At 66.9% G+C, this 13,517-nt stretch carries 14 protein-coding genes; 2 read left to right on the plus strand and 12 right to left on the minus strand.

Features of this window, described 5'->3' with window-relative positions:
* Positions 1–9: 9 nt before the first annotated feature.
* The 4 genes from ACKY0W_RS18680 to ACKY0W_RS18695 form a co-directional block, all read right to left on the minus strand.
* Positions 10–345, minus strand: a complete 336-nt coding sequence (locus tag ACKY0W_RS18680; RefSeq protein ID WP_409435295.1) for a hypothetical protein — start codon at positions 343–345, stop codon at positions 10–12.
* A complete protein-coding gene (locus ACKY0W_RS18685; protein WP_409435296.1) occupies positions 342–1,577 on the minus strand; it encodes an SRPBCC family protein in 1,236 nt (411 codons plus the stop codon). The genes ACKY0W_RS18680 and ACKY0W_RS18685 overlap by 4 nt, the downstream gene beginning before the upstream one ends.
* Positions 1,574–2,332, minus strand: coding sequence for an SDR family NAD(P)-dependent oxidoreductase (locus ACKY0W_RS18690; protein ID WP_409435297.1), 759 nt, complete (start codon positions 2,330–2,332; stop codon positions 1,574–1,576). The genes ACKY0W_RS18685 and ACKY0W_RS18690 overlap by 4 nt, the downstream gene beginning before the upstream one ends.
* Positions 2,333–2,435: 103 nt before the next feature.
* Positions 2,436–3,038, minus strand: coding sequence for a TetR/AcrR family transcriptional regulator (locus ACKY0W_RS18695; RefSeq protein ID WP_409435298.1), 603 nt, complete (start codon positions 3,036–3,038; stop codon positions 2,436–2,438).
* Between the two features lie 126 nt (positions 3,039–3,164).
* On the opposite strand from ACKY0W_RS18695, the gene ACKY0W_RS18700 reads away from it, so the two are divergent.
* Positions 3,165–4,289, plus strand: a complete 1,125-nt coding sequence (locus tag ACKY0W_RS18700) for a spirocyclase AveC family protein (protein ID WP_409437848.1) — start codon at positions 3,165–3,167, stop codon at positions 4,287–4,289.
* An 8-nt stretch (positions 4,290–4,297) separates the two neighbouring features.
* Entirely contained in the window at positions 4,298–5,509 is a 1,212-nt protein-coding gene (locus ACKY0W_RS18705) for a cytochrome P450 (RefSeq protein ID WP_409437849.1), read from the plus strand.
* Between the two features lie 8 nt (positions 5,510–5,517).
* On the opposite strand, the gene ACKY0W_RS18710 is transcribed toward ACKY0W_RS18705, so the two are convergent.
* From ACKY0W_RS18710 to ACKY0W_RS18745, 8 genes are all read right to left on the minus strand, one after another.
* Positions 5,518–5,970, minus strand: a complete 453-nt coding sequence (locus ACKY0W_RS18710; RefSeq protein ID WP_409435299.1) for a MarR family winged helix-turn-helix transcriptional regulator — start codon at positions 5,968–5,970, stop codon at positions 5,518–5,520.
* A 14-nt stretch (positions 5,971–5,984) separates the two neighbouring features.
* A complete protein-coding gene (locus ACKY0W_RS18715; RefSeq protein ID WP_409435300.1) occupies positions 5,985–7,253 on the minus strand; it encodes a metal-dependent hydrolase family protein in 1,269 nt (422 codons plus the stop codon).
* Positions 7,229–7,549, minus strand: coding sequence for a hypothetical protein (locus tag ACKY0W_RS18720; protein ID WP_409437850.1), 321 nt, complete (start codon positions 7,547–7,549; stop codon positions 7,229–7,231). The genes ACKY0W_RS18715 and ACKY0W_RS18720 overlap by 25 nt, the downstream gene beginning before the upstream one ends.
* 14 nt (positions 7,550–7,563) lie before the next feature.
* Positions 7,564–8,829: an aromatic ring-hydroxylating oxygenase subunit alpha gene (locus ACKY0W_RS18725; RefSeq protein ID WP_409435301.1), complete on the minus strand. Its 1,266-nt coding sequence runs from the start codon at positions 8,827–8,829 to the stop codon at positions 7,564–7,566.
* Positions 8,830–8,961: 132 nt separating this feature from the next.
* Positions 8,962–10,479 carry an amidophosphoribosyltransferase gene (gene purF, locus ACKY0W_RS18730; RefSeq protein ID WP_409435302.1) on the minus strand — a complete coding sequence of 506 codons (1,518 nt, stop codon included), beginning with the start codon at positions 10,477–10,479 and terminating at the stop codon, positions 8,962–8,964.
* A gap of 51 nt (positions 10,480–10,530) precedes the next feature.
* Positions 10,531–10,935: a sterol carrier family protein gene (locus tag ACKY0W_RS18735; RefSeq protein ID WP_409435303.1), complete on the minus strand. Its 405-nt coding sequence runs from the start codon at positions 10,933–10,935 to the stop codon at positions 10,531–10,533.
* Between the two features lie 3 nt (positions 10,936–10,938).
* A complete protein-coding gene (locus ACKY0W_RS18740) occupies positions 10,939–11,781 on the minus strand; it encodes an alpha/beta fold hydrolase (RefSeq protein ID WP_409435304.1) in 843 nt (280 codons plus the stop codon).
* 33 nt (positions 11,782–11,814) lie between these two features.
* Entirely contained in the window at positions 11,815–13,509 is a 1,695-nt protein-coding gene (locus ACKY0W_RS18745; RefSeq protein WP_409435305.1) for an alpha/beta hydrolase, read from the minus strand.
* Positions 13,510–13,517: the final 8 nt, after the last annotated feature.

Here is a 13,517-nt window from a genome sequence, read left to right on the forward strand (position 1 = left end):
CTGTGACCGCTACGGAAGGGGCCAGCCGGTGCGGATCATGACGGCGTCGGCGGCGTCGACGGGGGTGGGCTGGCCCATGATCTCCACCGCCATCGCCACCATCACCAGCGAATAGATCAGATGCAGCAAATTGAGGGCGTCCTCGGGAAGTTCGTCCAGCGCGAACTTGTCGCAGTGCTCGATCGCGTCTTCCAGGCGCGGAAAGAACGCGTCGTAGAACTGCCGCAGCTCACCGATGGTGCTGGCCAGCCTTTGATTGAAGCGTTCGGTTTCGGTTGGTAAGCACCAGGTTTCGGCGAAGCTCTCCAGTTCGGCGAACGCGCTGGGCAGCCGTGGTCCGGTCATTGCGCCGCTCCCACGCCGGCATGCTCGCGCCGGTGGGTTTCCACCCAGTCGACGATCACCTTGTGCAGGTGCCGCACCAGGATCTCCTGATCACCCAGCGGGAAGTCGTCGACGACGCCGTACTCCAGCGCGGCCTGGGTGCCGCCGAGCATGCCGGCGTCTTGCAGCGCAAACTCTTTGAGCACCACCGACGCCACCTCGTGCTCGATGCGTTCGCGCACCGTGCGGGCCGGATGGAAGTAGGTGTGGGCCTCGAACCGGTGGGTGTTGTGGGAGGTGGGCCAGTACCGGTAGAGCAGATACCAGCCGCCGTAGATCAGGATCTCGGTGTTGGGGAAGATCTGGAAGTTGCTGATCCCCCACGGCTCGATGCCGCCCGGATTCACCCCGGCCGGCAGCTCACCGATATCGGGGGTCTCCCAGGGCCCGACCAGCCCGCTGCGGGTGGCCCGCTCGATCGGATACATGTAGTCCGGGGGCAGCAGCCATCGGCGCCGACCGGCGGTCGAGACCAATCGGTGCGGGCCGTCGAGTTGGAAATGGCCGCAGGTGAATCCGGCTCCTGGCAGCCGGACCTGCGCGGGCACCTGCTGGGAGTGCAGCGCCGGAACGTGGTAGTACTCCTGGAACGCGTCGGCGAAGATCTTCCAGTTGCTGTTGTTGTGGGCCACCCAGTCATAGCGCTCGGTCAGCTTCTCGAACGGGTAGCCGTCGAGGCCGGTGATCATCGGCCCGAGGAACTCCCGCAGGCCCTGACGCGGCTCGGCGTCGAGGTTGACGAAGATGAAGCCGTTCCAGATGTCGCAGTGCAGCGGCACCAGGGCCGCGCTGTCGGCACCGTCGAATTCGTGCGTCCGCCGGCAGCGCTTGCAGGTGATCGCCTCGCCCTGTCCGGCGGTCTCGCGATCCGGGAAATCGTTCCAGACCAGCTTGGTCGCGCACCGCGGGCAGACGTTGTGGAAGGCCGCGATTCCGCCGGTGGTGCTGATCAGCAGGACGGAGGCCCGGGCGGCTTCGATCTCCTTGGTGGCGTAGCTGCCGTGATCGGGCAGTTCCTCGACGCGGCCGATGTTGAGCCAGGCGCGTTTGAACACCGCTTCGCGTTCGAGCTCGAAGAACTCATCCGATGTGGAGTCGGCGAACGAGATCGGGCCGGTACCCAATTCCGGGTAGTGCTCCGTCCACGAGCCCTCGGGAGTCCGGCCCGATCGCGCCGAAGATTGTTCTGTCACAACACCGCCCCTCCGTTGACACCGAGCACCTGGCCGGTGATGAAGCCGGACTCCTCCGAGCACAGGAATCCGACGGCGGCGGCGATGTCCGCGCCGCTGCCCAGCCGGCCCATCGGGATGTTGGCGGCGATCTGTTCGTTCGGCGGCAGATATCCGGCCGCTTGACCCTGGTGCTGCATCGGTGTCTCGATACCCGACGGCGGGATGTTGTTGACCGTGATGCCTTGGGCGGCATATTCGCGCGCCAGCGATTTGGTCAGGGTGATGACCGCCCCTTTGGACGCCGCGTAGTGCGCGGCGAACGGCGATCCGCGCTGGGCGCTGGACGAGGAGATCATCACGATGCGACCCCACCCGGCGGCGACCATGTCCGGCAACGCGGCCTGGCAGCAGTGGAAGGTGCCGGTCAGATTGACGTCGATGATCCGCGCCCAGGCCTCTTCAGTGATGTCAGCGAAGGCACAGTGGCCGAAGAGTCCGGCACTGGTGATCAGCGCGGCGACCGGGCCGAGTTCACTGCGCACTCTGGCGAAGGCCTCGTCGACGGCGGCCCGATCGGTGACGTCGGCCTCGACACCCAGCCCGGCCATTCCGCCGCCTCGCAGGTCATCGGAAACACGCTGCGCGGCTTGGCCGTTGACGTCGAGAACGGCAACGCGATAGCCGCGCCGGCCGAGTTCGTGACAGGTGGCCTCGCCCATGCCCGAGCCTCCACCGGTGACCACGGCAACCCGCTGCGGCACCCCTGTGGTCATTGCATCCCCTTCGGCGTCGATCGGCGAACCGCACCTCGTGGCGTATGTTATCAAGTACTTGTCATTGACCTCAAGGGTTGATATTCAGACCCGCCGTGCGGCGTCAGGGCAACTTGATCATCGCGACGTACATCGCCACCACCGGCCGATACAGGTCGATGCCGTCGAGCTCGCTCGCCAACACGGCGGAGTCGCTGGTGGCGACCAGGACCTGCGCCAAGGTGAGGGCCGGGATCAGCAGCGACCCCCCGAGCCGCTGGACGCCCTCGACGATGAACTTCGCCAACTGCTCAACGACCTCGGCCCGCTTGGCGGCGACGCGCTCGCGCGCTTCGGGGTTGCGTAACAGGTACAGCGTGAACTCGTACCCGAGCGCGGCATGCTCGGCACCCCGGTCACGGCTCAGCCGTTGCCAGCGCTCGGCGATGTCGTCGAGCTCTCGCACCCCGACCTTCGTGGCGTTGGCCATCACCTCGGCAAAGTTCTCGAAGTACCGGCGCCAGTAACGATCACTGACCGCCAGGAAGAGCTCATCCTTGGCCGTGAAGTGCTTGTAGATGGCGCCCTTGGTGTAGCCGGCAGCCTGGGCGATGTCATCGAGAGTCGCCGTGGTGAAGCCCTTTTCAGCGAACACTTCCTCGGCCGCGTCCAGCAACAGCGACCGCGTGCGCTCTAGTCGGCGTTCGCGGGTCCACTGCTCCACCATGGCGCGAATTCTCCCACAGATTCTTCGATACCTATTGGCATCACAGATACCAATGAGTATATTTCGCCGTGCTGGGACATCCCGGAAGGAGACCGTGCAGTGAGTAACGGCTTGTCGAGCGAGCAGATCGAATCCGTTCTTGCCGAGCCGGAACGGCCTGGGCGCGGGGGCGGAGCGATCCGGGTGTGGGCAGCCGTCGGCGGCGCGCTGCTGGCACTACAGCTGTATGTCTGGACCCGGTGGATCACCGGCCCCTTTTTCGAGCGTGTCCCAGGCGGGCCGAACGATCCGCCGATGTACATGAAGGTGCCCCTGATGGCCAACGCCATCGTGCTGTGGGTCGGCCTGCCAGTGGCCGTGTGGTGGTTCTTCATCCGCCCGTGGCGCCGCGAGCGCCGAATCACGTTGGACGGCTTGCTGTTTGTCTCGATGGGCCTGATGTTCTTCCTGGACCCATTGCTGAACTACTTCAACACCTGGTGCACCTACAACACCTGGCTGTTCAACCGGGGTTCGTGGACCTCACATATCCCCGGCTGGGTATCGCCCGAGGAGCCCGGCCGCCAGGTGGCCGAACCCCTGTTGACCAACATTCCCGGGTACGCCTACGGGGTTCTGCTGATCACCATCGCCGGATGCTGGATCATGGGAAAGATCAAGGCGCGCTGGCCCTCCATCAGCAATCTGCGCCTTATTGCCATCACCTACGCGATCTCGTTCGTGTTCGATTTCGTCATGGAAGGCTTGGTCCTGCTGCCGATCGGTTTCTACACCTACCCCGGCGCTATCCGGTCGGTGTCGATCCATGCCGACACCTACTACCAATGGCCCATCTACGAAGGCCTGATGTGGGGCGCCGTCCAGGCGGCGTTGTGCTCACTGCGCTTCTTCACCGACGAGCGCGGGCGCACCGTCGTCGAACGTGGTCTCGACCACGTACGAGGGGGCGTTGCCCGTCAGCAGTTCACCCGGTTCCTGGCGGTCTTCGCCTGGGTCAGCTCGTGCTTCTTCGTGCTCTACATGGTTCCTGCGCAATGGATCGCCCTGCACTCCGACCCGTGGCCGGCCGACCACCAGAAGCGGTCGTACTTCACCGGCGGGATCTGCGGTGACGGTACCGACCGGCCCTGCCCGAATCCTGTTCTGCCACTGCCGACCAACCGCTCCGGCTATATCGACGTCGACGGTCACCTGGTGATGCCACAGGGAATCGGCGTGCCACCCATAGTGCCGTTCGAGCGCGGAGAGTGAATTACGCCGTGGCCGCCACCGCCACTCAGGACGTGTATTACGACCCCTGGGACGTCGCCCTCAACGCCGATCCCTATCCGATGTTCGCGCGGCTGCGGGCCGAAGCGCCGCTGTACTACAACGCAGTTCACGACTTCTACGCGGTGAGCCGGTTCGAGGACGTCAATGCGGCCCTGATCGACCACAAGACCTTCAGCTCGGCACGCGGTGTGGTACTGGAGATCCTCAAGTCCGGCATCGAAATCCCTTCGGGCATGCTGATCTTCGAGGACCCACCGATCCATGACATCCACCGCAGCCTGTTGTCCCGGGCGTTCACTCCACGCAAGATCACTGCGCTCGAAGCGGCCATCCGAGAATTCACCGCCCAGTGCCTGGACCCATTGATCGGCGCGGACCGGATCGACTTCGTCACCGCCCTCGGCGCGGTGATGCCGCTGCGGGTGGTGGGCATGCTGTTCGGCATTCCCGAGGACTACCAGCGCCGTGTTCAGGAGGACGGCGACAAGCATGTGCGCACCCAGCGCGGCGGGCAGCTGACCGACAATCCCGACGGGGCGCTCACCGACGGGCAGGTCTTCGCCGACTTCATCGACTGGCGTATCAACCATCCGGCCGACGACTTGACCACTGAACTCCTGCACGTCGAGTTCACCGACGAGACCGGTCACACGCGGCGCCTACGCCGCGACGAACTGCTGATGTTCATGAACGTCGTCGCCGTGGCCGGCGCCGAGACCACCACCCGGTTGATCGGCTGGACGGCCAAGTTGCTGTCCCAATACCCCGATCAACGCCGGCTACTCGCCGACGACCGGTCGCTGCTGGGCAGCGCCATCGAGGAGATCCTGCGCTGTGAACCGCCGGCACTGCAGGCGGCGCGCTATGTCACCCGCGACGTCGAGTTACACGGCCGAGTGGTTCCCGCGGGGGCGGCAATGCTGACCCTGATCGGTGCGGCCAATCGCGACGAGCGCCGATTCGGCGCGACCGCGGAGTCCTTCGATGTCACCCGGGCCCCACGGCAACACCTGACCTTCGGGGTCGGCGCCCACTACTGCCTTGGCAACGCCCTGGCCCGTCTCGAAGGCCGGATCGCCCTCGATGAGATCCTCAACCGCTTCCCGGACTGGGAGATCGATCACGACGCTGCGATCTTTTCGTCGTCCTCAGCGGTCCGTGGCTGGGACAGCATGCCCGCACGAGTCGGAACTGCGTGACGGCGCCCTTAGGGCTCGACGTGGTCGGCGAAGAGGGTGTGGCCGGTACCCTGCTCGACGACTCGGGCCAGCAACGCTCGCAGCGTCTCCTGCTCGTCGATGCTCAACACCCCGAACACCTGGTCATGGGCGGCGATCGCGTCCGTGACGACCGCCGAGGTCACCGCCCGCCCCTCGTCGGTCAGGTAGGCCCGCAGGATTCGGCCGTGATGGGGATCCTGCTTGCGCTCGACCAATCCGCGGCGCTCGAGCGCACTGAGGGCCAGTTGCACACCCTGCGGGGTGATCAGGAGACGACGTGCCAGTTCGGCACCGGACAACCCCGGTTCGCCGGCGAGTTGGCGCAACAGGCCGATCTGAGCGGTGCTCACCCCGTGCTCGCTGATCGCCTCGTTCACGGTCGTCAGCGAGTAGTAGAAGGCCTGCTTGAGCAGCCACAGGATGTTGTTGGTGAGATCCATGTCCCGCTTCCCTGTCAGCTGCGCTTGCAGACCCGGCCGTCCTTCATGACGAATCGCACGTCTCCGGTGGTGCTGATGTCCCGGGTCGGATCACCCGGCACCGCGATGATATCGGCGCAGTAGCCCGGGGCCAGCCTGCCCAGTTCGTGGGCGGCGTCGATGAGGTCGGCGCTGACGACGGTGGCCGCCTGCAGTGCCTGTACCGGTGTCATGCCGCGCTGCACCAGTGCGCACAGTTCCTTGGCGTTCTGGCCATGCGGAATTGCCGGCGCGTCGGTGCCACACGCGATGCGTACACCGGCCTCGATCGCCCGGGGCAACATGGCCTTGGCCCGCGGAAACACCTCGGCCGCCTTCTTGCGCAGCTCCGGGGCGATCCGGTCGACGGCCAAGGCGTCCGTCAAGTAGGTGGTGGAGACCAGGAAGGTGCCATGGTCCACCATCATCGCCAGGGTTTCGTCGGTGGCCAGGAAACCGTGCTCGATACAGTCGATACCGGCCCGGATGCACGCCCGAATCGCGGTGTCGCCGATGGCATGTGCGGCCACCCGTACCCCGGCACGATGCGCTTCGTCGGCGATTGCGGCCAACTCGGCGTCGGAGTACTGCTGGGCGCCCGGCGCGGTGCTGTGCGACATCACCCCGCCGGAGGCCGACACCTTGATCAGCTTGGCGCCGTGGCGGATCTGGTAGCGCACGCAGGCGGTCACATCCGGTACGCCGTTGGCGATGCCCTCGGCGACCGACAGCGGCATCACGCCGGGCGCAAGCCGTTGGAAGACCGTCGGATCCAGGTGGCCACCGTAGGGCGTGACGGCGTGGCCGGCGGGATAGATCCGCGGACCGACATGCCAGCCCTGGTCGATGGCACGCTGTAGCGCGACGTCGAGCAGGTAACCGCCGGTCTTGACCATCAGCCCCAGATTGCGGACGGTGGTGAAGCCGGCTTCCAGCGTGGTTCGTGCGTTGACCGCGGCCCGCAACGTGCGGTAGGCGGGGTCGTCCTGCACGCCGTGCAGCGGCGTGGGGAGCCCTTCCGGACTGCCCGGCCCGCCGATGAGCAGGTTGAGCTCCATGTCCATCAGTCCGGGCAGCAATGTGACGTCACCGAGGTCGATATCCTCAGCCGAAACAGGAAGGGGCGCTTCGGGGTTGACGGCCGCGATGCGGCCGTCCTCGACCACCACGACGGCGGGCGATCGCACCACACCGGCGTCGATGTCGAGCCACCGATCGGCGCGCAGCACCAAGACCCCGGTCACGGATAGGGCTCCGAGACGCATTCGATGACGGCGGCGCCGGAGTCGGGTACGCGCGGCTGCTTCCAGGATTCGGCCGGAAAGGCCACTGTGATCATGGAATACAGCAGGTACATCAGGTTCAGCACATCGTCGGGCATGTCGTCGAGGCTGAACTTGTCGCAATAGGCCAGCGCGTCTTCGGCGCGCGCCGTGACGGCGTCGTAGAAGACCTGCATGTCCAACATGGAACTGCTCAGGCGCTTGGCGTAGCGCTCCGGCTCGGACGGCAGGCACCACTGACTGAACGGTTCGAGGTCGCCGAATTCCTTGGGCAGCATGGCGGTCAAGCTCCTCACGCCTTCGCTGCCGCATGCTCGTGCTCGGCGATCCACGCGGCGGTTTCGCAGTGGAAGTGCCGGATCAGCACCTCTTGGTCGTTGAGCAGGAACCGGTCCACCGCGCCGGTGCCGATCATCGTGTGGGTGGCCTCCAAGGTGCTGGCGTCCTGCAGCCCGTATTCCTTGAACGACACCGCCGCGAGTTCTTGAGCGACGCGCTCACGGGGAGTCCGCGGCTGAGGAAAGTACAGCGTTCCTTCGAAAATGTGCGAGTCGTGTCCGGTTGGCCAGTAGTGGTAGGTCAGATACCAGCCCTGACCCCAGAACAGGATCGTGAAGTTGGGGAAGATCTGAAACGAATCCAGGCCCCACGGCTCGCATTTCGCGGGGTTGAGGCCGTCGGGCATCGGGCCGAGATCCGGTGAGTCCCATGGCCCGAACAACCCGCTCTGGCAGATCTCCTCGATCGGCTTGCGCATCTCGGCCGGCATTTCCCAGGCTCGCACCCCCGAGGTGCTCACCAGCCGGTGCGGGCCTTCGATCTGGTAGTGCGGCGCCTCGAAGCCGGCCTGTTCTGCCGCTACCCGGAAGGCCGTCGGCGTCTGGTTCCCGTGTAGGACCGGCGCGTGATAGAACTCCTGGAACGCGTCCAAGAAGAGCTTCCAGTTGGAGTTGACCGAGGAGCGGTATTGCCACCGCGATGTCATCTGCCCGAAGGGGTAGCCCTCCAACGCCGTAACCATCGGCCCGAGGAATTCGCGCAGCGATTGCTCCGGGGTGGCGGCGAAGTTGACGAAGATGAACCCTTCCCAGACGTCGCAGTGCACGCCGACCAGCCCGTAGCGGCTCTTGTCGAGGTCGAAGAACTCCTCCTCCTGTTGGACGAAGGCCAGATTGCCATCCAAGTCGTAGCGCCAGGCATGGTATTTGCAGGTGAACTGGCGGCAGTTCCCGCTCGTCTCCTCCAACGGCATGGTGTCCCACACCAGCTTGTTGCCGCGGTGCCGACAAACGTTGTGGTAGGCCTTGATCTGGCCAGATCCGGTTCGCACCAAAATGATCGAGGTGTTGACCACCTTGAGTTCCCGAGTGAAGTAGCTGCCCTTTCGCGGAATCTGCTCTACCCGACCGACATTGAGCCAGGCGCGCCGGAAGATCGCCGCGCGCTCCTTTTCGTAGACATCCGGGCTGATGGAATCGCGGTAGGACACCGGTTCGGTACCGAGTTCGGGGTAGTGCTGGGTCCAACTGCCCTCGGGCGGCTTCGGAAAACGCGCCACAACCACTCCTGTCCTCATGTCGGGTCACGAGCCTCGTTGGCGCCGACGCTATCGAGCGGCCGGGTTAGTGTCAAGTAGTTGATACTGTGTCCGGAAGTCAGCTTCAGCAGTTTCTGAAAGACTGACTTCGGGCTAGGACTTGCTCAGTGCCGCGTCGTTGTCGCTCTCGGCTTTGCGCGCGGTGTTGCTCAGCATCTGCTCGATGACGTTCTTGCCCAGGGCACTGTCATCGGGCAGCTCGATCGGGTAGCTGCCGTCGAAGCAGGCGCAGCACAGCCGCGATTTGGGCTGCTCGGTGGCCGCGATCATGTCTTCCTGACCGACATAGCCGAGGCTGTCGGCGCCGATCGCGCGCCGCACCGCTTCGACCATCTCGGTCTCGTCCTCGACGGCGTTGGCGATCAGCTCGGCCGGCGAGGCGAAGTCGATGCCGTAGAAGCACGGCCACTTCACCGGCGGGGAGGCGATCCGCACGTGCACCTCGACGGCACCGGCCTCCCGCAACATCCGCACCAGGGCGCGCTGGGTGTTGCCCCGCACGATCGAGTCGTCCACGACGATCAGCCGCTTACCGCGGATGATCTCGCGCAGCGGGTTGAGCTTGAGCCGGATACCGAGCTGGCGGATGGTCTGCGACGGCTGGATGAAGGTCCGCCCGACGTAGGCGTTCTTGGTCAGGCCCTGTCCGTAGTCGATACCGGACTCCTGGGCATAGCCCACCGCGGCGGGGATGCCGGACTCCGGCACACCGATGACCAGGTCAGCCTCCACCCCGTGCGCGCGCGCCAGCCGACGGCCGATCTCCACCCGAGTGGCGTGCACCGACCGCCCCCCGATCGTGCTGTCGGGCCGGGCCAGATAGACGTACTCGAAGACGCAGCCCTTCGGGGTGGGGTTCGCGAACCGGGTGGAGCGCACCCCGTCGGCGTCGATCGCCAGCAGCTCTCCGGGCTCGATGTCGCGGACGAACGAGGCGCCGACGATGTCCAGCGCCGCGGTCTCCGAGGCCACCACCCAACCGCGGTCGAGCCGGCCCAGCGACAGCGGCCGCACCCCCCACGGGTCGCGGGCGGCATACAGGGTGTTCTCGTCCATGAAAGTCAGGCAGAAGGCACCGCGCGCCGTCGGCAGCAGCTCCAGCGCCGCCTGCTCCAGGGAGGTGTCCGCGGCGCCGTGCGCCAGCAGCGCACCCAGGATGTCGGAGTCGGTGGTGGCCACGCCGGGACGCCGGGTGTCGATGAGGCCCAGTTCGCGGGCACGGCCGGCCAATTCGGCGGTGTTGACCAGGTTGCCGTTGTGCCCCAGGGCCACACCGGTGCCGGCCGCGGTGTTGCGGAACACCGGCTGGGCGTTCTCCCAGGTGGTGTCGCCGGTGGTGGAGTAGCGACAGTGCCCGACCGCCACGTGCCCGGGCATGGCCGCCAGCGTCTGCTCCTCGAACACCTGGCTGACCAGGCCCAGGTCTTTGAAGACCAGCACCTGCGAGCCGTCGCCGACCGCGATCCCGGCGGCCTCTTGGCCACGGTGTTGCAGCGCATACAGGCCGTAATAAGTGAGCTTGGCTACTTCTTCGCCGGGAGCCCAAACTCCGAAGACGCCGCACTCTTCACGGGGTGCGTTCTCAAGGTCTACTACCTGCTGGTCCGGCACGTTTCAGCTGCTCCAGGGGGACGGGCCACAGTGACGAGGTTCAGTCTACGGTCAACGTGCGTCAAGTTTCACCAACGGCAGCCAATCGGCGATCTCGGCGGCCCGCGAACCCGATAGCCGCAGCGTTCCGGCCGCGGTCGCCGCGCTGGTCTCCAGCAGCCCGGCGGCCAGCAGCAGCCAGCTGCGCGGGTCGGTCTCGACGACATTGGGCGGGGTGCCGCGAGTGTGCCGCGATCCGGCGATGCACTGCACCGCGACGAACGGCGGGATCCGCACCTCGACGCTGGCACCGGGGGCCAGCTCGGCCAGGGTGCGCGCGGTCAGACGAACCGCGGCCGCCAGCTCGATGCGATCCGGGGCAGGCAGCGTCTCGTCGCGCAGCCACGCCGCGAGTGCCAGCACTGCCGCGCGGGTCTGCGCCGGGTCGGGCTTCGCACGTGAGCGGGCGGCTGCCATGGGTCAGTCGATGGGGTGTGCGGCGAACCAGTCCAGCAGCAGGTCGGCGAGCCGGTCGGGCTCGGTATCGGGAATCCAGTGCGAGACGCCCGACATGATCTCGAATCGGTAATCCGCGTCGACGTATCGGGCGGTGTTGCGCGCCGCCTTGGGCTTCAGCGCGATGTCGTCGTCACTCCACACATACATCGTCGGCACCGAGATCTGCTGGTTGCTGTCTTGCAGGTTCGACATCGGCAGACCCCGGTACCAGTTGAGCCCGCCAGTCAGCGCGCCCGGCTCCGTCATGGCCTGCGCATCCCGTTCGGCAGCTGCCGCCGTCTGGCCGCTTCGCCGCAGAGTCTTGGCGGCCACGGCGCCGTTCCCACGCGTCAGCAACCACTCCGGCAGCCACGGCAGCTGGAAGAAACCCATGTACCACGACGCCAGCCCCTGACGGCTGGTGACAAACGACTTCAGGAAGGCGGCGGGGTGCGGGACCGACACCGGCGACACCGTAGCGAGCCGTTCGGGCAGTTCGGCTGCCACTCCCCACGCCACCGCGGCACCCCAGTCGTGTCCCACCAGGTGCACGCGCTGCGCACCACTTTCGTCGATCAGTGCGCCGATGTCGGCGACGAGTTCGGACATGCGATAGTCCCGACGCCGGGGTGGCCGGGCACCGGGTGAATAGCCGCGCTGGTTGGGCGCCAGACACCGGTAGCCTGCGGCGGTCAGCCGGTCGATGACGGCACTCCAGCTGTCGTTTCGCTGCGGAAAGCCGTGCAGCAGCACCACAACGGGACCGTCGGGCGGCCCGGCGTCGCGGACATCGAAGACCAGGCCGTCACGGGTGTAGCGCTCCATAGGTGCAGCATTCCGCAAGACCCCGGCGGTTGCCTAGCCGCCCCGCAGCACCGCCCGCACCCGCTCGGTCTCGGCCGGCGTCCAGCCGTCGGGCGGCAACACCGCCACCCAACCGTCCAGGATGGTGTCGGCGTAGTTGTGCCCGTGCCCCGCGGGCATCTGCTCGCCGTGGAACAGATCCGCGCTGACCTGCCAGAACGTCACCACCGGGTACCAGCGCATGGAGGCGGTCCGGTCCGGGCCGGGCGCTTCGGTCAGCCAGTCCGGCCGCGCGAACAGCAAGTCCGGTGACCACCACACGACCGGGTCGGAGGCGTGCTGCAGGAACAGCACCCGGGTGCCCTGCCACGGCGGCGCGGCGATCCGGGCGATCTCGGCCGGCACCGTGCCCTGAGCGAACCGCACTGTGCGGCCGTTGTCGTAGCGCGGCAACACCGCGGGGCTGCCGGGGTCCCGCCGCACCAGCAGCGCGTGCCAGAGTGGGCTGGCCTGCGGTGGCCCCACCCACAGCACGGCCTCATAGCCCATGTCGGCGACATCGGGCAGCCAGTCGAACGCGGCCTGCCCTGCCATCGATCCCAGGCTCTCCCCGTAGAGCACCAGCTTGGGTCGGTGCTGCTCGGGCAGGCCTCGCCACCGCTCGGCGATGGTGCGCACCAGCAACCGGCCGGAGTCCATCGATTTACGTTGGTCGGCCAGGAACGAGATCCAGCTCGGCAGGTAGGAGTACTGCACACCGACGATGGCGGTGTCGCCGTTGTAGAGCATCTCCAGCGCGTCGGCCGCGGCCGGGTCGACCCACCCGGTGCCGGTGGTGGGCACCACGACCAACACCTGGCGGTCGAAGGCGTGGGTGCGGTCCAGTTCGTCGAGCAGCAGCTGCATTCGCGCCTGGTCGTCGCCCGCACTGTGCAGCCCGGCATACACCCTGATGGGTTCACGGGCGGGCCGTCCGTTGATCCGGGCGAGCTCGGCGGCGTGCACTCCTCCGGCAACGAAGCTGCGGCCCTGGCTGCCCAGGGTGGCCCAGGGCGCCAACGACTCCGGGCTGCCGGATCGCTCCGGTTGCAGCGGCTGGTTCGTCCCGGGCACGGTGGCGCTGTCCTCGGGCTGGAACACCGCGCTGGCACCGGCGAAGAAACCGCGGATCAGCACGCCGTTGATCAAGGTGGTCAGCAGCACGACCACGATCGCGCTGCCGATGAACATGGCGACTTCGCGGTGCAGGTGCCAACGCCGGATCAGCGCCCGTGCCAGCAGCCGACTGGCGTCGATCAGCACCCGCACCGTCGCCACCAGCGCCGCGGCCACCCCGATAGCCACGCCGAGGGTGCGCAGGTAGCCCAGTGTTGCCGGGCCTTCGATGCCCAGCAGTTCGGAGACCTGGCGCTGCCAGCCGGCGGCCGGGATCAGCATCACAATGCACGCGGCCGGGGCCGCCACCACCACTGTTGCCTTGAGCGCGAACAAGACCGGGCGCGGCGGCGGCCACCAGTCGGCGCCGCGCAGGACGAACCGCTCCACCGCCGCGCCGATCAGCACCCCCAGCCCGTAGCCGAATGCCGCGTTGATCCCGCCGATCAGCCCCTGGAACAGCCAGTCGCGCGGCAGCAGCGACGGGGTCAGCGACAGGCAGAAGAACAGCGCGCCGAACGCCACCCCGACGAACCCCAGCCGCAGCAGGCTCCAAGCCCACACCAGCAGTGGGTGTTTGGCCGGCGCCTGCATCCTGGTCG

Source organism: Mycobacterium sp. SMC-14 (genome assembly GCF_046250075.1).
Lineage (GTDB): Bacteria > Actinomycetota > Actinomycetes > Mycobacteriales > Mycobacteriaceae > Mycobacterium.

Excerpts from the sequence above, each read along its gene's own strand:
- ACKY0W_RS18680 (WP_409435295.1), bottom strand. The coding sequence starts at position 345 with ATGACCGGACCACGGCTGCCCAGCGCGTTCGCCGAACTGGAGAGCTTC.
- ACKY0W_RS18690 (WP_409435297.1), bottom strand. The coding sequence starts at position 2,332 with ATGACCACAGGGGTGCCGCAGCGGGTTGCCGTGGTCACCGGTGGAGGC.
- ACKY0W_RS18695 (WP_409435298.1), bottom strand. The coding sequence starts at position 3,038 with ATGGTGGAGCAGTGGACCCGCGAACGCCGACTAGAGCGCACGCGGTCG.
- ACKY0W_RS18710 (WP_409435299.1), bottom strand. The coding sequence starts at position 5,970 with ATGGATCTCACCAACAACATCCTGTGGCTGCTCAAGCAGGCCTTCTAC.
- ACKY0W_RS18715 (WP_409435300.1), bottom strand. The coding sequence starts at position 7,253 with ATGCGTCTCGGAGCCCTATCCGTGACCGGGGTCTTGGTGCTGCGCGCC.
- ACKY0W_RS18720 (WP_409437850.1), bottom strand. The coding sequence starts at position 7,549 with ATGCTGCCCAAGGAATTCGGCGACCTCGAACCGTTCAGTCAGTGGTGC.
- ACKY0W_RS18735 (WP_409435303.1), bottom strand. The coding sequence starts at position 10,935 with ATGGCAGCCGCCCGCTCACGTGCGAAGCCCGACCCGGCGCAGACCCGC.
- ACKY0W_RS18740 (WP_409435304.1), bottom strand. The coding sequence starts at position 11,781 with ATGGAGCGCTACACCCGTGACGGCCTGGTCTTCGATGTCCGCGACGCC.
- ACKY0W_RS18745 (WP_409435305.1), bottom strand. The coding sequence starts at position 13,509 with ATGCAGGCGCCGGCCAAACACCCACTGCTGGTGTGGGCTTGGAGCCTG.